Annotated in this window: 16 protein-coding genes; 4 read left to right on the top strand and 12 right to left on the bottom strand. The window is 69.1% G+C overall.

The annotated features are described in order from the left end of the window. Positions 1-265: 265 nt before the first annotated feature. Positions 266-931: a terminase gene (locus ACLEQD_RS00410; RefSeq protein ID WP_410380854.1), complete on the bottom strand. Its 666-nt coding sequence runs from the start codon at positions 929-931 to the stop codon at positions 266-268. 824 nt (positions 932-1,755) lie between these two features. Here ACLEQD_RS00410 and ACLEQD_RS00415 point away from each other — a divergent pair. Both ACLEQD_RS00415 and ACLEQD_RS00420 read left to right on the top strand, forming a co-directional pair. After that, positions 1,756-3,528: a S1C family serine protease gene (locus tag ACLEQD_RS00415; RefSeq protein WP_410380856.1), complete on the top strand. Its 1,773-nt coding sequence runs from the start codon at positions 1,756-1,758 to the stop codon at positions 3,526-3,528. A gap of 415 nt (positions 3,529-3,943) precedes the next feature. Next, positions 3,944-4,246 (top strand): hypothetical protein, encoded by a 303-nt coding sequence (locus ACLEQD_RS00420; RefSeq protein WP_410380858.1) that lies wholly within the window; start codon positions 3,944-3,946, stop codon positions 4,244-4,246. Positions 4,247-4,379: 133 nt separating this feature from the next. Here ACLEQD_RS00420 and ACLEQD_RS00425 read toward each other — a convergent pair whose 3' ends face one another. After that, positions 4,380-6,245, bottom strand: coding sequence for a hypothetical protein (locus ACLEQD_RS00425; RefSeq protein ID WP_410380860.1), 1,866 nt, complete (start codon positions 6,243-6,245; stop codon positions 4,380-4,382). A gap of 428 nt (positions 6,246-6,673) precedes the next feature. Here ACLEQD_RS00425 and ACLEQD_RS00430 point away from each other — a divergent pair, with 428 nt between their 5' ends. After that, the gene (locus tag ACLEQD_RS00430; protein ID WP_410380862.1) at positions 6,674-6,898 is read left to right on the top strand and encodes a glycoside hydrolase family 15 protein; all 225 of its coding nucleotides are present in this window, start codon (positions 6,674-6,676) and stop codon (positions 6,896-6,898) included. 527 nt (positions 6,899-7,425) lie between these two features. Here ACLEQD_RS00430 and ACLEQD_RS00435 read toward each other — a convergent pair. Beyond that, a complete protein-coding gene (locus ACLEQD_RS00435) occupies positions 7,426-7,701 on the bottom strand; it encodes a hypothetical protein (protein WP_410380863.1) in 276 nt (91 codons plus the stop codon). A gap of 508 nt (positions 7,702-8,209) precedes the next feature. On the opposite strand from ACLEQD_RS00435, the gene ACLEQD_RS00440 reads away from it, so the two are divergent. Beyond that, positions 8,210-8,506, top strand: a complete 297-nt coding sequence (locus ACLEQD_RS00440; RefSeq protein ID WP_410380864.1) for a hypothetical protein — start codon at positions 8,210-8,212, stop codon at positions 8,504-8,506. A gap of 365 nt (positions 8,507-8,871) precedes the next feature. Here ACLEQD_RS00440 and ACLEQD_RS00445 read toward each other — a convergent pair whose 3' ends face one another. The 9 genes from ACLEQD_RS00445 to ACLEQD_RS00485 form a co-directional block, all read right to left on the bottom strand. Continuing rightward, positions 8,872-9,246 (bottom strand): DUF3060 domain-containing protein, encoded by a 375-nt coding sequence (locus ACLEQD_RS00445; RefSeq protein ID WP_410380866.1) that lies wholly within the window; start codon positions 9,244-9,246, stop codon positions 8,872-8,874. Between the two features lie 51 nt (positions 9,247-9,297). Further along, positions 9,298-10,008, bottom strand: a complete 711-nt coding sequence (locus ACLEQD_RS00450; protein ID WP_410380868.1) for a bleomycin resistance protein — start codon at positions 10,006-10,008, stop codon at positions 9,298-9,300. Next, positions 9,998-10,471: a MarR family winged helix-turn-helix transcriptional regulator gene (locus tag ACLEQD_RS00455; RefSeq protein ID WP_410380870.1), complete on the bottom strand. Its 474-nt coding sequence runs from the start codon at positions 10,469-10,471 to the stop codon at positions 9,998-10,000. Before ACLEQD_RS00455 ends, ACLEQD_RS00450 begins: the two co-directional genes overlap by 11 nt. Positions 10,472-10,588: 117 nt before the next feature. After that, a complete protein-coding gene (locus ACLEQD_RS00460) occupies positions 10,589-10,984 on the bottom strand; it encodes a hypothetical protein (RefSeq protein WP_410380872.1) in 396 nt (131 codons plus the stop codon). A gap of 235 nt (positions 10,985-11,219) precedes the next feature. Beyond that, positions 11,220-12,098 carry a ribonuclease HII gene (locus ACLEQD_RS00465; protein ID WP_410380874.1) on the bottom strand — a complete coding sequence of 293 codons (879 nt, stop codon included), beginning with the start codon at positions 12,096-12,098 and terminating at the stop codon, positions 11,220-11,222. A gap of 279 nt (positions 12,099-12,377) precedes the next feature. Next, positions 12,378-12,791, bottom strand: a complete 414-nt coding sequence (locus tag ACLEQD_RS00470) for a carboxypeptidase-like regulatory domain-containing protein (RefSeq protein ID WP_410380876.1) — start codon at positions 12,789-12,791, stop codon at positions 12,378-12,380. A 43-nt stretch (positions 12,792-12,834) separates the two neighbouring features. Then, positions 12,835-13,152 (bottom strand): tetratricopeptide repeat protein, encoded by a 318-nt coding sequence (locus ACLEQD_RS00475; RefSeq protein ID WP_410380878.1) that lies wholly within the window; start codon positions 13,150-13,152, stop codon positions 12,835-12,837. Positions 13,153-13,202: 50 nt separating this feature from the next. After that, positions 13,203-14,975 carry a M61 family metallopeptidase gene (locus ACLEQD_RS00480; RefSeq protein WP_410380880.1) on the bottom strand — a complete coding sequence of 591 codons (1,773 nt, stop codon included), beginning with the start codon at positions 14,973-14,975 and terminating at the stop codon, positions 13,203-13,205. A gap of 36 nt (positions 14,976-15,011) precedes the next feature. Further along, a complete protein-coding gene (locus ACLEQD_RS00485; protein ID WP_410380883.1) occupies positions 15,012-16,376 on the bottom strand; it encodes an RsmB/NOP family class I SAM-dependent RNA methyltransferase in 1,365 nt (454 codons plus the stop codon). Between the last annotated feature and the right edge of the window lie 209 nt (positions 16,377-16,585).

Raw genomic sequence — 16,585 nt, forward strand, 5'->3', positions numbered from 1 at the left:
CAGGGTCCGTAACCATCGGCGGACATGTCGGATGTACGCTCGCCCCGAGAGGTCCGAGAGGAACTTGAACTGACGCTCAGCGAATGGTGCCAAATCATTATTCATAGTGTTTTGATATTGAGTCGTCGGTTCCTCGCGCTCCTGCTGGGGCTTGCCTAATACATATGGTCGCGGATGGTGGGGTCGGAGTGCAAGGCAAATGGACCAGTCTGCTGCTAGGGTGCGGTGCAACGACTCTATTGTTCTGGTGCTGATTGGGGCTGGGTCACCCAATCACCCGCACGCCGATCTCCCCGGGACCTCGTCGCTCCGGGACTTGCTCGCGCTGGCAGGCCAAGGCAACGGCCCAGAACTTGTCCGCGTGCCCGCGGTTGGTGCGCTCTCCGTCGAAGGACACCTTCCCGGAAGGGAGCACCCGGCGCTTGATGGAGTGAATCTGCCCGACAAGCTCACGCTGGCGCGGCAGGGTGACGTCGCGGCGCTGGAGGAGAATCTTGAAGTCGGTGGCCCAGCGCTCCTTGGCCTCGTTGGTGAAGTTCTCCTCCACCACCTGGGGGAAGTCGCGGGCGAGGTTCTCGGCGAGGTTCATCCCGATACCGCTCCGGTCGACAGAAAGACGCGCCATCGGAAGGACGGAAAGGAGGCGGCGCAGGTGGGCCTCCTGTTCCGCGAAGGGGACGCCCTCGAAGCTCTTCAGCAGGCGGCAGGTGAAGCGGCCCTCCACCTCTTCGAAGACGGTCAGCTCGGAGCGGTCTCGGGTGCGGCCCACATCGAAGCCCGCCACCAGGCGCCCGTGGGGCACGGGCACGTCGGAGGCGTCCTGCGCCAGCGGCATCTCGTCGGTGGTGTACGGGAGAATGAGCTCGTAGGGGAGAAAGCTGTAGGACTCGTCGACGTAAAAGGCATTCGAACTCCTGCTGGAAGTCCTCATGCGGTAGGGAGTCGAACTGCTCGGTGAGGACGGGGCGCCCGAAGCGCGCGACGCGCTCCTCTGTGGGCATGAGGGGGGCCTCCACTGAGGCGCGCTTCACGTCCATGCTGAAGAAGCGGCACAGCCAGCAGGGCACCTGCTGGCGCGTGTGGTGCGGGTACTTGCGCAGCTCCTGCGAGGCGATTTCCCAAAAGTGTCATGGGCCGGGGTAGTGGATCGCAGCGGGGTCACCCAAGCTGTTCGTAGCTGGGTCGGCCAAGCGGATCGCCTCGGGGTCGGCCAAACGGATCGCGCTGCTCGCGGCTGGCCTCGCGGAGCGCCTCTTCAGCTACTACGTGAAGCTGGCAGAGGGCGAGGACTAGCCGTCCCGCTCCAGCACCTCACGCGCCTCCGCGTGAGCTGGTAGGAATTGGCCGGGCTCTCTGCCCGGCCATAGGCTTGCCGCATGCCCATCGAAGGTGACGCCCGACGAGACGAAGTTGATTCTCAAGACGCTTGTGTCCATCCACCTGAAGGAGGAAACGAGGCGCGACTTCCGACGTGACCTGCGACGTCAGTGCCTAGGGACTTCGACAGCGCGGAGGCGGCCTGCTGCTTCGAGGAGCGCTCCGAGGTCGACCCGGAGTCACGCGGAGTGCCGATGGGGGGAGGCTGGGACTCCACGAGCGTTCGGAGGCATGATGGTGGGAGCTGTCGAGGGGTGCCCGGGTCCTCGCGGGTGACGCACGAGCACCAGGAGCCCGGGTCGTCGCAGGGGGAGCGCGGGAATGTCGGAATCGGTCGAGCTGAGGTGCCTCCGGTGTGGTGCGCCGGATGCGGGGAACGTGGCGCGCTGTGTGTGCGGCGCCAGCCTCCGGGTCGATGTGGTGCTGCGGGATGCGGTGGCTGACGAGCGGACGCGCTTCGCGCTGGCGCGGGCCATCTCGCTGCTGGGCCCACCCGCGCCCTCGTTCTCCGAGGCGCGAAGCCTGCTCGCGACATCAGGGGCCCCCCTGGCCCGTGGCGTCTTTCGCGCCTTCGCGGAGAAACTCCTGGAGGTGCTGCGCGCCCAGGGCGCCCGCGCGGACTTGCGGCCCTCCGTGGAGGCGGTGGTGCCCGTCCAGGAGCCCTCTCGTCGAAGCTTGAGGGGGCTCGTGGCCCTCTGCATCCTGTTCGGATTGCTGGGCGGCATCTGGGTGGCCCGTTCTCCGCGCTTCGCTCGCACCCGCTCGAATGTCATGGCCCTCGCGGCGGGTGAAGACCTTCCGGGCGAGGCTGCTCCCGTGCCGTCGGCTCTCTCCACCGCGGAGATTTCACGCCGCGCCGGCCCGAGCACGTTGACCCTGCGATGTGGGAGCAAGGTGGGCTCCGGCTTCTTCGTGGACTCGGAGCTGGTGCTGACCAACGAGCACGTGGTGTGTCCGCCGGGCAAGCTCATGACGGCGGTGCTCGCGGACGGGCGGGAGCTGCTCGGCGAGACGGTCGCCAGTGACGTGGATTTGGACCTCGCCACCGTCCGTGTCGTGGGAGCGAAGGTGGCGCCACTGCCACTGGGTGACGTCACGCGCCTGGAGCCTGGAGACCCGCTGGTCTTCATTGGCAGTCCCAAGGGCCTGGACTTCACCGTGCACGAGGGGAAGGTGGGCTTCGTGGGCCGGCAGTATCTGGGCACTGGCTATGTGCAATTCAATGCCTCGGTGAATCCGGGCAACAGTGGCGGACCGCTGTTGAATGGACGCGGCGAGGTGGTGGGCGTCGTCTCGATGAAAATCGAGAACGCGGATGGGTTGGGGCTGGCGCTGCCCATCGCCTACGCGAGCAAGCTCGTCTCCGTGCCCACCACGCCCGAGTCCACGGCGCGCTGGAATCAGTTGCTCGAGCGCGTGGCGCGTGACGAGGAACGCGAGGTGAAGCGCTTCCAGGTGGACACCGAGCAGCAGGTGGTCCTCTCGGTGCAGCGGGTCGACGGGCTGGGGCTCGTCGTGCTGGTGGTCGAGCGGTTCGACTCGCCACCCACGGCCGTGAAGCGCCGCATGGAACTGGAGACGGAGGGCAAGACGTGCACGCTGGACCTGGAGTTCGAGGACTGGCGGCCCCTGAGCCAGTCCCTGGCGGCGCAGGAGGACTCGCGGAGGCTGCGCTGGTTCCTCTCGCGAGGCCTCACCCGAGGCATCCACATTGGCGGGGCGCGGCTGCCCGTCGAGACCTGCTCGTTGCCGGAAGTCGGCACCGCCTGGCTGAAGTCAGGGCAGGGGAGTGGTGAGAACCAGGAGCGCATCGAGGTGTCGCTCAAGGACGTGCGGGAGGCCCGGGAGACGTGGAGCCGGAACCCCACGGGCATCCAGCGCTGGGAGCGGGAGCGCTTCAAGCAGCGGCTGGCGGGGACTCGCTCTCGAGAGGAGGAGGAGCGGTGGCGCTCGGCCTTCGGCAGGGCCCGGGCGCGTGTCACCCGCTTCGAGGAGGAGCGCGCGCGTCTGCGCAAGGACGCGTCCTCCGGCAAGCCGGTGGCGAAGCGCCAGCAAGAGGTGGAGGAGGAGCTGAAGCTGGCGAGCCAGCAGCTCGCCGAACTGGAGCGCTACGCCGCGGAGAAGAACGTTCCCCCGGAGTGGCGGCGGTAGACCCTGGGGCTTCGGGCTCTGGACCTTCTCAGTTCGCCGGCGAGGCTGGACTCCACCTGGCGCTGAGGGCTCGTGCGCTACGGCGCCGGCCAGTCCGCCGGAGGCTGTCCGCGGACGTCCTGCGCGGCCGGACGATCAAGCTCCGCCAGCGCCTCGTCCACGCGGTGAGTGCCCACGGCAGGTGCGAGGCTGGCCCCCATCAACAGCCCTCCGCGGCCCCTCCGCTCCTGCCCTCACCCTCCACATGGCCTCTCTCCTGCCTATACGCGGATACGGACGCTGCCCCCGGGGCTGGCTGCGAGCGCCTCACGTAGAAAGGCAACCGTTCGCATCGCTCCGGCCACACCATTCCTGGCGAAGGCGTAAACTCCGACCGCCCCACAAGGGCATCGTTCCCACTCCGGGAGGAGTTCCCATGAAGATGCCGAAGAAGTCCTTGCTGGCTGTCATCGCCGCCTTCGCCGTCGCTCCTACAGCAGCCTTCGCCCTACCGAGCCCGCAGTGCAACCAGCTGTGTCTGCCCAACCGAACCGCCTGCGTCGAGGAGTGCTATGAAGGTTTGACTCCAACCACCTGTGGCGATGCGGGCTACTGGTGTTATGCGAGCGACGCGCTCACGCCCCCGGTCACGACCGCGTCGGCCCAGCGGGAGGAGGATGCCCTGGTCTGCAGCGAGGAGCACCCGGCGGAGACTCAGCCCGGAGCCGTCGAGAGCTGAGCCAGCGTCGCTCCGTCACGCACCCGGGCGCGCCCTCAGGGAGTCCTGGACTATCGGGCCCTTCGCGGAGGGACCGATAGTCACAGGCATGAGGAGTCCGGTGCTGCCGCGGGCGGGGGGCGCTTGAGCGGCACTAAGGCAGGGTGCTGGCCTGGAGGGCCTTGCTCTTCGGACGGAAGAAGACCTGGCGCAGCTTGTCGCTCAGTTTGTCGAAAGCTCGCCGCGCCATCGCCTGGTACACGCGGCCGTCGCTGGGCTCGCCGGCATCCAGGTCCAGCAGCCTCAGCTTTCTGGGCGCGGGCTCCGTGCCAGACAATCGGGGCGTGGACTCCACTTCGAAGTGATCGGGCGGACGGACTCGCAGCTCGAAGCGCAGCGGCTTCTGGTCTGGCACGCGCATGTTCGCGCTGAACTCGAACTCGATTCCCACGAAGACACGCCCGGTCCGCCGGGACCTGTAGGAATCGCCTGACCAGCCAATCGTATAGACGATGTCCAGCACCGGCACGTTCGTGTCGGCCACGGGCTGCCCGGCAGGGGCTGTCTGGAGTACGAGCAGGTCCGTGGGGAAGATTTGCACGAAGGCGTCGTTCAGCGCTTCGGTGATGGCCTCCTCCAGAGGCTGGGTGTACTGGGGCTCGAAGTGACCGGCCACCGTGGCCATGGCCTGGCCCTGCTCACGCGTGGCCCTGCCCAGGAGCTTGTCTGCCTTCGCGAGTGTGGGAGAGGCCTGCTGGCCGAAGCGCAGGAGGACCTGCGGATTGTCCGTCGCCTCCAGATGGGCCAGCAGCCCCTCCACGAAGGGGACGATTCCGGCAGTGGTGGTGGAGGCCTGGTTCTTGAACTCGTCCAGGGACTTCACGAACAACGCGTGGATGCGGGCTTTGGCTTCCCCGTCCACCACCGAGGCCGGGTAGCGCGTGCGGAAGTGGCGCAGCGCCGACACGGTCTTGCTGGACTCCGCGAGCGCCGCGCGCGGAAGGCGCTCCTGCCGGACCTCCTTGGACCGGGGCGCCCCCTCCCAGCGACGCAGGTAGGTCAGCCAGCAGTCCTCGGTGTCCTGCCTCTCGCAGCCGGTGTACTCCGCCTCCGGGCCGAGCCGCCTTGCCTCGTCGACATGGCGCCAGCCCGTCTGCGCGTATTGGTAGAAGGCCCTCCCACTCCCGTCCTTCCTGGCCGCCTCGAAGGCCGCGGAGTCACTCGCCAGATTCCTCAGCAACAGAGCGGTGCTGCCCAGCACCAACCCCACCGTCAGCGCGGTCAGCCACCGCCGCCCCAGCCGGCTCGGCACGTCCAATGCCCGCGGCCCCGTGTCGGGCGGGTCCTCGTCCTTGTCCTGGAAGGCCTGGAAGCCGCCCTTCATTCGCACGTCGAAGAAGACGTCGAACCGTTGGAGGGTATCGGCATCCTGCCGCTCCATCGCTCCGACGAGTTCCTTGCGCACACGCTGAAACGCCTGGAGCCGTTGCTCGGCCTCATGCTTGTCGTGGACATGGAACTCTTCGACGATGCCTCCCTGGAACGTGAAGATGAAGGAGGTATGGGTATAGATGCCACTCGCGTGCTGGTGCACCCCCTTGAAGTCGATGAGCCCGTTCAGTGACCGGATGCTCATCTCTGACTCGCGGAGGTCCACGAACTCCAGGGGGAAGAGATACCGCCCTGGCACGAAGGGCAGACCCGCGCTGCGCTTGCGGTGGTACGCGATGCCGAGGACGGCCGCGATCATCAGGCTGATGCCGAATGTATAGCCAATGATGAAACCCGCCCCCTGGACGCCGCGCTCGCCAGGCGTTCCGAACCCAGGGAGGGCGGTGGAGCAGAAGTGGACCAGCCCCAGCAAGCCCGCCACGAGCCACCACCCAAACCCGCTATGGGGAGTGCGGTCCCTGTCGGAAAAGAGCGGAGACTGCGCGGTGTGCCCACTTGTACTGGCGATGAGCTTCTCGCGGGTGGAGCGAGGCAGCACATTGAACTCGACAATGACATCACGGGACATGGCGCGCTCTCCCCCTGGAGCGATGCGAGTGTTCGTGGCCTCACTCAATAGCAGTGATTGCCCAAACCCGTCGATGCACCCCCTGAAGAAGGCCCTGCCATGTGTATGAAAGGCCACTGAGCATTGATCCGCTCCCGGCGCGCCAGGCGGTCGCTCGCCCTCCGCCGCGGCGGTTGCGCCTCCGCGCCCCGGACGCCAGCGTCAAGGGTTGATCATGAGGCATACGGGAGCCACGGCAGTGGCGGAAAGAATCACGCAACACCAGAAGGCCCGGGAGCCTGTCATCCCAGCGCAACCCGGGGTCCAGGCGAACCGCAGGATCGAGGATCACGCGCTCATCGGAAACCTGCGCTCGGCGGCACTGGTCGCCCGGGACGGGACCATTGACTGGCTGTGCCTTCCAGAGAGACCCCGCCCAGATGCAGATCATGTACGGAATCCGGGGCGAGCGCCGCCTCACGGAGTCCCAGCTCGAGTGGCTCGACGGCTACGGTGGCGCGAAGCCCGTGCGCGTCGGCAACGGGGCCTACAACCAGTTCCAGCTCGACGTGCTCGGCGAGGTGGCCGCGGTGCTCTACGCGGGCGCGAAATACTCCGGCAAGGTCGCCCCGTCGCGCAGCGCGCGCTGCTCAACGTCGCCGAGCATGCGATGAAGGTCTGGCAGAACCCAGACAAGGGCATCTGGGAGATGCGCGGGCCTGACAGCCAAGAGAGCCAAGCCCTGCCGCGCACCTGAAGGGAGCGCGGCCAGGGCCGGGTGTACCCGAAGGGGCTGCGCGGCTTCTTCACCCGCTTGGCGCATTGCTCGGGCGGCCCCCATCAACAGCCCTCCGCGGCCCCTCCGCTCCTGCCCTCACCCTCCACATGGCCTCTATCCTGCCTATACGCCGAGCTAGGTCTGCGCGCAGGAAGGGGTAGGTGCGCCGGTAGAATCGGACGCCATGTCGGCGGCAGAAATCGCACATGGCCGTCTCACGCACGCGAATGCCCGTCTGCTGGTGGAGAAAGTCGGCCAGGGCGACGTGTGTCCAGTTGGCGCGCTTGAGGCCGCAGGCTCGGGGGCCCTGGCGAATCCAATCCAGCAGGGTGGGCGCCAGGTGCTCGGGGATGAGGGGCGTCTTGCCTAAACGACTGCTCACGATTCTCGATCGGCTCGGAGGGTACGGTGTGGCGGGGAAACTCAGTAGCAGCTCTCGTATTCGACGTACTCGCTGAAGCTGCTCCGCACGCCGAACCGGACCCATTGGAAGCATTCACAGCCTTCGTACCCGACGATGCTCGATTGCGCCGCGTCGCTGTAATAGAGGGTCCGGTACCGCTCTCCCGTGCAGGCCGGGACCTGATCCTCGCGGGTCGCCAGTCGCGGCTCCAGGCCGGCCGGATCCAGGTCCGCGCCGCCGCAGCCCAGGGCCATGAAACCCACCGCCAGCAGACTTCCCAACAGGTTCTTTCGCACGCTGTCTCCTTGAATGGCATGGCTGGAATGAACTCCGGGGGCCAGCCCCCCTGACACTTCGGGTCCTGACCTAGAGAGAGCCAGCACGGTCGAAATCGATGCACGGAAACCACGGTCAGCCTGGTGGAGATGATTCGTGTTCAAGACAGGTCAATCCCGTGACTCCGGGCCCGCTGGGGGTGGGAGGGAGCCCTCGGAGGGTAGCATCCCGGCCCACGACGATGAAGGGGGCCCAGAAGTGTGGATGGGGTTGGGTCCGCTGCAACAGTACATGAGGGCCTTTCGGCACACCTCCCAGCGCCGGGGCTCCACGAGCTCTACCCAGCACGTGCTGCGGACGCCGCGAGTGGATTGAGGCGGGCTGCGGACCTTCCGCCTCCCTGGCCACTCCCGCCATCATTTTCAATCACAAGCGGTATCTTCCGGCGCGCGTTACGAGGAAGTACGTATTTACTCCGGACCACCATCCCCTGAGGCTGACGCGGCAGTTCACCAAAGGGAGCTGTCCATGCGTACCGTGCTCAAGTCGCTGCTCGCCTCCGCCTCGCTCCTGGCCCTCGCGCCGCTGTCGGCCACCGCAGCTAAATGCCAAGCCGTCTGTGGCTGCGGCGTGCCCTGCGACCTCGGCTGCACCATCGGCGCCGTCGTCACCACCTGCGGCGGCGAGCAACTCTGCATCGACTACTGCCGCGCTCCCAGCGCGCCGCAGGCCTCCGTGAGCGAGGAGTTGGAGACCTCCGACGACGCGGCGCCCGTCTGCGAGGAGCCGCAGGTGTCCGAGTCCGCGTCCACCGCCGAGAGCTGAGCGCGCCTGGGACTCAACCCCAGACATGGCCGTGAGGGATTGCGCAATCCCTCACGCCGCTTGGATCGGGTCTCCCTCATCTCATCCAGGAACGTGGAGATGGCGGCGTTCACCGCCTCGGGCGCACGCCGCTACGGAACCGGGCTACTTCCGCCCGGGGCCTTGCTACATCGCTTGCTACAGTCTCCCGGAAAGCTGAGTCCTTTTCGGGAGATGCTCAGTAGCGGCGGGAATCGAACCCGCCGCCAATGCCAGTCACTCAGCGCGCCTGCTGCGGCAGAGACCCGGTGCGTGTCATGGCCAGACACCTTGTGGTGCGGTTTCGCCGTGCCCCACGCCAGGACACTCTTCGCGCGGTCCGGCGACTACTTCTCCTGCGTGATCTTGTTGTCCATGCCGGTGCGGCTGATCTTCGGCTTCGACTTGCCGTGGCCACGCGTGTAGGTGACGGAGTTGGAGCTCCCCGTCACGGAGATGGCACGGGTGGCCTCCACCTTCACCTTGTTGCCGCTGCCGTTCACGGTGACGCTCTTGCACTCGCCGGTCAGCGTCACGGTGTTGGATTCTCCGGTGATCTCCACCGTGCTCTCCGGCGTGCACGCGTGGGTCGCTGTCTCGCCAGAGCCGGTGATGTCGATGTTGCCCGAGCCCTCCGCGTCGTCGTCCTGCGCGACGGCCGTCATCGGGCCGAAGGCGCATGCCACCATCATGAACACCGCCGTGCCGAGCTTCCTGTTCATCCGTTGTGTCCCCTTAGAAGAGGTGCGGGACTGGTGCCGCACGGCTCCCCTCTACGTGACGGGCGACGGAAGATTCAAGCCGGAGGCCTCCAGCTCCAATCGGAGCGCTTCGCGCTCTGCCTCCGAGAGGGGAAGGGCGCTGACCTCCCGCACCCGCTCCAGGGCGCCAGCAGTGTCCCCCTGGGCCACGGCCAGCTCCGCCCGGGCCGCGAGTGCCCGTGCCCGCTCCACAGTCGTCCCGGCGCCGTCCTTCTTCAGCGCGACGTCCAGGACCTTCGCGGCGGCGGCGTCATCGCCCTTGAAGTCGCGCAGGCGCCGGGCGGTCTTGAGGGCCTTGCCGAGGATGGAGGTGGGGGCGTCCGCGTCGTCTCCGTAGCCGCTCGGCTCGTCCCTCCGGATGAACATGACGGAGTTGCCGGAGGGGTCGACGACGGTGAAGCGCGTCTGCCCCTTCTTCATGCGAGTCATTCGCGGGAGACCGCGGAGGGGAATCCGGCCGTAGGCCGTTCGCAGCGCGGCCAGGAAGCGCGCGTGCAGCTCCTCCACCTCGTCCACGATGATCAGGCAACTGCTGAAGGCCTTCAGCGGATCCAACCCCTTCAGGCCGAAGAAGTGGAGCTGGGCGCCACCCCGCCGGGTCGCCGCGTAGGGGTTCGGAGCCCGCTGCTGGTACGTCACCTCGAACCCCAGCAGGGCGTAGAACTCGAGCGTCGGCGCGAGCTCCACGCAGGGGAGCAGGGGGATGGACGCGTCACCCTTCATGGGAGCGCTCCTCCACGGCCAGGTCCTTCTCCAGTCGCAGGCGCGCTTCACGGATGCCCTTGACCGCCGAGGCCAGGAGCGCCGGAGCGAGGCTCGCGCCCATCCGGTCCGCCCACTCGGCGTGCGCCAGCTCGACCTTGCGCAAGGCACGGCGCCCGGCCGCGGTGAGCGAGACGCACTTCGCACGCTGGTGATGCGGGTTCTCGACGTACTCCACGAACCCGTCGTCCGCGAGCGCGTCCGCCGTCTGCTGCACGCTCTGCCGCGCAAGCCCCATCGTGCGCGCCACCGCCGCCACCGTCGCGGGGCCGTGATCAATGACACCCAAGACCTGCCAGCGGGCGCTCGTCAATCCCGCCGGGGCGCTCAGCCGATCCCCGGCCTGGAGCAGCAGCCCATTCAGTTGGAACACCTCCAGCACCAGGGCGCTGAAGGTCTCTGCTTTCCGGGTCAGGGATGGCATGGACAGGAACCTGTCAAGATGACAGGAGCCTGTCAATGTGGGTCCGCGGGAGGAACGGGTCGTTGTGGAGGAGGGGGTCCCCCAGGACTCCGGCGTGTCTGTGTTTGCCTTGCTCCCTCAGCGCGCGCGCTGCAGGTGGATCATCGCCTCATCCAGCAGCGCGGCCACGCCCCGGCGCACCACGTGCACCACCTTGCGGTGATGCGCGGAGGCCAGGTGCGTGTAGTGGCTGGACACCTTGTGGTGCAGCTCCGTGGCGCCCCACACCAGCACCAGGTCCGCCCACTCCAGGTCGCTCTTCGCGCGGTCCGCGGTGCGGCGCTCCGTGCCGTCCACCATGCGCAGGGAGATGTGGCCGCCCAGCTTCGTCTCCAGCTCCTCACGCACCGCGGGCGAGCCGCCCACCACCACCACGCGCTGCACGCCGCGCTGGTGGCACATCTCCAGGAACGCCACCTCCGCGCGCCGGTTGGCGGAACCGCCGCACCGCGCGCAGTGGCTGCGGGGCTCCACCCGCAGGGCTCCCGGCCGCTCGCCGTCGCCACCTGGAGGCAGGCCGCATCCGCGCACACCTGGAAGAAGCGCTCGGCCAGCACCTCGGCCGCTCGCAGGAGCTTGGGCTCGCTCATCCGCGCCTTGCCTGGCCGCGTGAGCCCCACCTCCTCCAGCACGCCCCGGGCCCGCGCACGCGCGTCCATCAGCGTGACGCCCCGCTCCGCCAGCCACCCGTCGATGTCCCTGTCCGCGCTCATCGCTTCGCCATCGGGACAGGAGTAGCGGCGAACAGCTCCGACTGCATCGGGACGGGCCCGGAGGGCTGCGCCAGTCCGAGCGCCTCGCGCACCGGGCCGAAGCTCCGGCGGTGGATGGGCAGCACGCCCCTGGCCTGGATGGCCTGCACGTGCTGCGCGGTGGGGTAGCCCTTGTGCGCCGCCAGCCCGTAGCCGGGGTACTGCGCGTCCAGCTCCGCCATCAGCCGGTCGCGCGTCGTCTTCGCCAGCACGGACGCCGCCGCGATGCTCAACGACAGCGAGTCCCCCTTGATGATCCCCCGCTGCGGAGCGGGGCACTGGGGAATCGTGCGCGCGTCCACCAGCACGTAGTCCGGCGTCAGCCCCAGCCCCTCCACCGCGCGCCGCATGGCCAGCAGGCCCGCGTGGTAGATGTTGATTTGATCAATCTCCTCCACCTCCGCCCGGCCCACCGCCCACGCCACCACGTCGCGCTTGAGGGCCTCCGCCAGCGCCTCGCGCTTGTCCGGGTCCAATATCTTCTTCGAGTCGTCCAGCCCCTTGAGCTTGTAGCCCCTGGGCAGGATGGCCGCCGCCGCGACGACGGGGCCCGCGAGCGGCGCCATGCCCGCCTCGTCCACGCCCGCGACCTTCAAGAGGCCCTGCTCCCACAGCTCCGTCTCGAACTTCAGCAGGTGCCGCAGCCGCTGGCCTTCCGCGCGGTTCTTCTCCTGCCGCGAGCGCAGCCTCCGCGCGAGCGCCTGCGCGCCCTGGCGTGGATCTGCTTCCAGCGCCTCCAGCAGCCCCTGGGGGACCGGCTGCGCCTGGGTGACGAACCGCCCGGTCAGCTCGGTGACCGAGCATTCAAGCAGCGCCTGCACACTCTCTGCGGACATGGGGGACCTTCGGGATTGCCTACCCGTCGGGTAGCGCGGTTGCACGGCTTACTGGAGTGGGGGAACACCAGTGCCGCGACAACACACCCGCTCGCACGCCGTCAGGCCAGACGGGCGGGCGGCGAGGCGGGAGGAGGGCCGGACCGACGCGGAGGCGCGCATGCGGGCTTGACGCATGGCGTAAGTGGTACCGCGCACGGGCAGGTGTGCACAACCGCCCGGCGGCCAGGAGCGGCGGATTTTCCGCGCGCGCCGGCCCTCACTGGCGGGTCTTCCGGCTCAATCCTTGAGCTGGAGTGTCACCGTGGCGGGAACAGGCGTGCAGTGACACACGTCGCACGTCCACTCCACGCGCTGCGCGGGCGTCACGTGCGAGCCCGCCGTGGCCACCACGCGGATGGGGCTGGGCGCGAGTGTTTCGTTGATGGCCGTGGTGACGCCGCGGTCATCCGTCACGCCGGTGATGCTGATGTTGCTCTCCAGGTTGGTGGCCGTCACGGACGCGCCCTGGATGTACGCGCCGTCCGACGACATCACCTCCACGCGCAGCGTCAGCGGCTCCGCGCAGGTGTCCTCGTGGCGGTTCGCGCTGGGGGCGTCATCACAGCCCGTCAGCAGCACGCTCGCGAGGAGCCCCAACCCGCCATACGTCCTCAACCGCTTCCCCATCCCCACGCCCCCAACCCGTCCCATGCCATGAATCTGGTACCGGGGGACGGGTGCTGCAATGCATGTGTCAGGCGGCGGGCGGCAGCCGCGCATGGGCAAAACGTGCGGCCTCCGTGTCCGGATGGCGATGCAGGATGTACCGGTGGATTTCCTCCGCGCGCACCGCGTTTCCCAACTTCTCCCCCTGCACGCGCGCCAGGAGCACCCGCGCGCGCGGCGCGGTGGGTTCATCCGGCGTCGTGTCCGCCGCGGCTTCCAAAGCTTTGACCGACAGTGGGAAATCTCCTTCCACCGCCGCGGCCTGGCCAATGAACAGTTGGTGCGCCGGCGAAAGCTTCAGGCGGGGCAGAAGGTAGCCCAGCGCGTCTCCGTGCACGTACAGCACGAGCCCCAGCAAACTCGCGGCGCTGAACGGCGGACATGCGGCCGGCAAGCCTACGCCGGGCTGGAAGTCTCATCCCAGGGCGCGCCCAGCCACGCCTGGTACGCGGCCTTCTGCGCGTCGCTTGGGCGCTCCACGCGCTGGAGCCACGCGGCGTCCGCGGGCTTCTGGCCCAGCACCACCGGCACCTCCAGCAGGCGGTCGCGGCGGAACAGCGTCACCCGCACGGTGTCGCCGGGACGCTTGTCCTCGCAGCGGGCGATGAGCCCCGCCCCGTCCACGCGCCAGCCGTCCAGCGCCACCACGTCGTCCTCCGGGTACAGGCCGGCCTCCAGCGCGGGCGTGCCCTCCGGCACGGTGGACAGCGTGGAGGAGCCGCGCACCGTGACGCCCAGCCAGCCCTTCGGCCGGGGCTCGCCCTTGAGGCGCGGCGGCGTGCCGCCCTTGTCGTTGGGGGCCTCCCGCATGCGGAAGGACAGCTCCAGCCCCACATGCGCGAAGACGCCGTAGTCCAGGTCGTCCGTGGAGCGCACCGCCCGGTCGAAGAAGGGCGTCAGGTCCACGCCCGCCACCTCGCTCGCGGCCCTCTCCACGCCGTCCTCCGGCACGCCGGAGCCGTCGCCATGGCGTTGCCACAGCAACCGCATGACGTCATCCAGGCTCCTGGCGTCGCGGGTGGCGCGGCGCACCTCCAGGTCCAGCAGCGCGCAGACGACTTCGCCCTTCAGGTAGTAGGAGATGGCGCTGTTGGTGGAGTGCTCGTCCGGGCGGTAGTGCTTCACCCAGCTGACGAGCGACGCCTCCGTGAGCGTCTGCACGCGGCGGCCCGGGGTGGAGTGCAGCAGGCTGAGCGTCTCCCCCAGGCGGGCCAGGTAGCGCGGGGCGGACATCAGGCCCGCGCGGCGCACGAAGAGGTTGTCGTAGTACGCGGTGCCGCCCTCGAAGGCCCACAGCAGCGTGGTGTAGTTCTCCTGCGAGTAGTCGAAGGGCACCAGCGCGCGCGGCTTCACCCGCTTGATGTTCCACAGGTGGAAGTACTCGTGCGCCACCAGCGTGAGGAAGTCCTCCCAGCCCCGGTTCGAGGACAGGCCCGTGCGCGGGAAGAGCAGCGCGGTGGAGGCCTGGTGCTCCAGCCCGCCGCGGCCCTTGTCGGTGAGGTAGACGAGGAACAGGTAGCGCTTCAGCGGCAGGCCTTCGTACATGCGCGCCTGGGCCTCGCAGACGCGCTGCATGTCCGCGCACAGCCGCTCCGCGTCCGGCACGCTGTCGCCCCACACCACCACCTCATGCGGCACGCCCGCGGCGGTGAAGGTGAGCGGCGTGTGCGGGCCCACCTCGAAGGGGCTGTCCACGAGCGTGTCGTAGTCCGGCGCGTGGAAGGTGGCCCCTTCCGAGTCCAGCGCGCAGAACGCGCGCCAGCCCTGGGGCGCGTCCACGGTGACGTGGTGGGGCAGGGCGCGCGTGCCCTCCGTGTAGAGGAACACGGTGGCGCCGTTGAAGTAGGCGTGGCTGCCGTCCAGGTGGCTGGTGCGCACGGACAGCTCGTTCGCGTAGACGCGGTAGCGCAGGGTGACGGCCTGCCCCCTCGCGTCCACGCGCCAGGTGCGCTTGTCCACGCGGCGCACCGGCAGGGGCTGGCCGTCCGGGCCCCGCGCGGTGACGTCCTGCACCTGGCGGGCGTACTCGCGCACCAGGTAGCTGCCCGGCGTCCACACCGGCATCACCGCGTCGAGCACGTCAGGCCCGGCGGGGAAGGCGGCCTCCACCTCGAACAGGTGCGCATGCGGGCGGGGCATGGCGACGTGGTAGCGGACGGCGAGCGGCATGGACGGAGGGCCTTTCTTCCTCTGGGGACGGCGGGGTTACTTCGCCTTGACGAGCACGGCGCCGAAGAAGCCGTCGGTGCCGTGGGTGTGCGGGGCCAGCCGCAGGAAGGGGCCAGGCCCCAGCTTCGCGCCCAGCTCCGCGCCCAGCACCTCCGCCACGGGGCGCACGCTGAAGTCGGGGTGCTTGGACAGGAAGTCCTCCACCACGTTCTCGTTCTCCTCGCGCAGCACGCTGCACGTGCCGTAGATGAGCCGGCCGCCCGGCTTCACCAGCAGGGCGAAGCGCGCGAGCAGCGCCTTCTGCCGGCCCACGTGCATCTCCAGGTCCTCCGGCGTGAGGCGGTATCTCGCGTCCGGCTTGCGGCGGAAGGTGCCGGTGCCGCTGCACGGCGCGTCCACCAGCACGCGGTCCGCCAGCCCCTTGAGCGGCGTGAGCGCGGCGTCCGCGTCCGGGCCCTCGTGCGGGATGAGCTGCGTGCGCACGTTGTGCACGCCCGCGCGGCGCGCGCGCTTGCGCAGGTCCTCCATGCGGCCCTCGTCCACGTCCAGCGCGTGCAGGTCGCCGCGGTTCTTCATCTGCGCGGCCAGTTGCAGCGTCTTGCCGCCCGCGCCCGCGCACGCGTCCACCACGCGGGTGGGGGGCGCGTCCACGAGCATGCCCAGCAGCTGGCTGCCCTCGTCCTGGATCTCGAACCCCCCGTCCTTGAAGTCCTGGAGGGAGAAGAGGTTGAGCCGCGTCTCCATGACGAGGCCGAAGGGGGACAGCGCGGTGGGCTTCGTGGACTCCACGTCCTCGGCGGCCAGGCGCTCCTGGAGCTGGGCGCGGTCGCCCTTGAGCGTGTTGGCGCGGATGATGAGCGGGGCGCGCTCGTTCATGGCCTCGGCGGCGCGCGCTGCGTCCTTGCCGAAGACGGCGCGGAAGCGGTCCGCGAGGAAGTCCGGCAGCGACGCGGCGATGGGGAAGCGCTTCGCCTCCGGCAGGGCGTCCAGCTCCGCGGCGGCGTCCGGCAGGCGGTCGAGCACGGACACGTCCGGGCCGGTGAGCCCGCTGGAGCGCGCGACGTAGGTGGGGTCCTCGCCGTGGAGGATGCGGGACGCGGCCAGCCGCATGACGTCCTGGCGCGTGGGGTCCAGCGCGTCGAACTTCCGGTGCGCCTTCTCCAGGAGGAAGTCCACGGTGCGCTGGCGGCGCAGCAGCGCGTAGACGCGCTCGGCCACGGCGCGGCGCTCGGTGGAGTAGAGGGCCGTCTTGCGGCGCAGCACGAACTCCAGCGCGCGGTCGGACAGGCGGCCCTCGCGCCGCACGCCGCCGTAGGCCTCCAGACACGCCTGGAGGATGAGGTCCTCGCGCAGGGGGCGGTTGGGGTTGGGGCGCGCGCGTTCGTGCTGGGCGCGGCTCATCTTCGGTTTGTCAGCGCGTCCCTTGGCGTCCTTGCGCTTCTTCGGAGCGCCAGGGCGGGACGTGCGGGGCCCACCCGACTTGGGGGCGGCACCGCGGGAAGGTCCAGGCTTGCGAGTCGTGGCCATGTCGCATGGGCCTTCGCATCCCCCGGGCGGCGTTGACAAGCAGGGAACGCAAAAGACGCCCCCGGAAGGCCCTGGAGGGACCG

Source organism: Corallococcus sp. 4LFB (assembly GCF_046520365.1).
In the GTDB taxonomy this organism is placed as follows: Bacteria; Myxococcota; Myxococcia; order Myxococcales; family Myxococcaceae; genus Corallococcus; species Corallococcus caeni.

What these genes read in the sequence shown, in the direction of transcription:
- ACLEQD_RS00410 (WP_410380854.1), bottom strand. Translation starts at nt 931, where the DNA reads ATGAGGACTTCCAGCAGGAGTTCGAATGCCTTTTACGTCGACGAGTCC.
- ACLEQD_RS00420 (WP_410380858.1), top strand. Translation starts at nt 3,944, where the DNA reads ATGAAGATGCCGAAGAAGTCCTTGCTGGCTGTCATCGCCGCCTTCGCC.
- ACLEQD_RS00425 (WP_410380860.1), bottom strand. Translation starts at nt 6,245, where the DNA reads ATGTCCCGTGATGTCATTGTCGAGTTCAATGTGCTGCCTCGCTCCACC.
- ACLEQD_RS00430 (WP_410380862.1), top strand. Translation starts at nt 6,674, where the DNA reads ATGTACGGAATCCGGGGCGAGCGCCGCCTCACGGAGTCCCAGCTCGAG.
- ACLEQD_RS00440 (WP_410380864.1), top strand. Translation starts at nt 8,210, where the DNA reads ATGCGTACCGTGCTCAAGTCGCTGCTCGCCTCCGCCTCGCTCCTGGCC.
- ACLEQD_RS00445 (WP_410380866.1), bottom strand. Translation starts at nt 9,246, where the DNA reads ATGAACAGGAAGCTCGGCACGGCGGTGTTCATGATGGTGGCATGCGCC.
- ACLEQD_RS00450 (WP_410380868.1), bottom strand. Translation starts at nt 10,008, where the DNA reads ATGAAGGGTGACGCGTCCATCCCCCTGCTCCCCTGCGTGGAGCTCGCG.
- ACLEQD_RS00455 (WP_410380870.1), bottom strand. Translation starts at nt 10,471, where the DNA reads ATGCCATCCCTGACCCGGAAAGCAGAGACCTTCAGCGCCCTGGTGCTG.
- ACLEQD_RS00465 (WP_410380874.1), bottom strand. Translation starts at nt 12,098, where the DNA reads ATGTCCGCAGAGAGTGTGCAGGCGCTGCTTGAATGCTCGGTCACCGAG.
- ACLEQD_RS00470 (WP_410380876.1), bottom strand. Translation starts at nt 12,791, where the DNA reads ATGGGACGGGTTGGGGGCGTGGGGATGGGGAAGCGGTTGAGGACGTAT.
- ACLEQD_RS00480 (WP_410380880.1), bottom strand. Translation starts at nt 14,975, where the DNA reads ATGCCGCTCGCCGTCCGCTACCACGTCGCCATGCCCCGCCCGCATGCG.
- ACLEQD_RS00485 (WP_410380883.1), bottom strand. Translation starts at nt 16,376, where the DNA reads ATGAGCCGCGCCCAGCACGAACGCGCGCGCCCCAACCCCAACCGCCCC.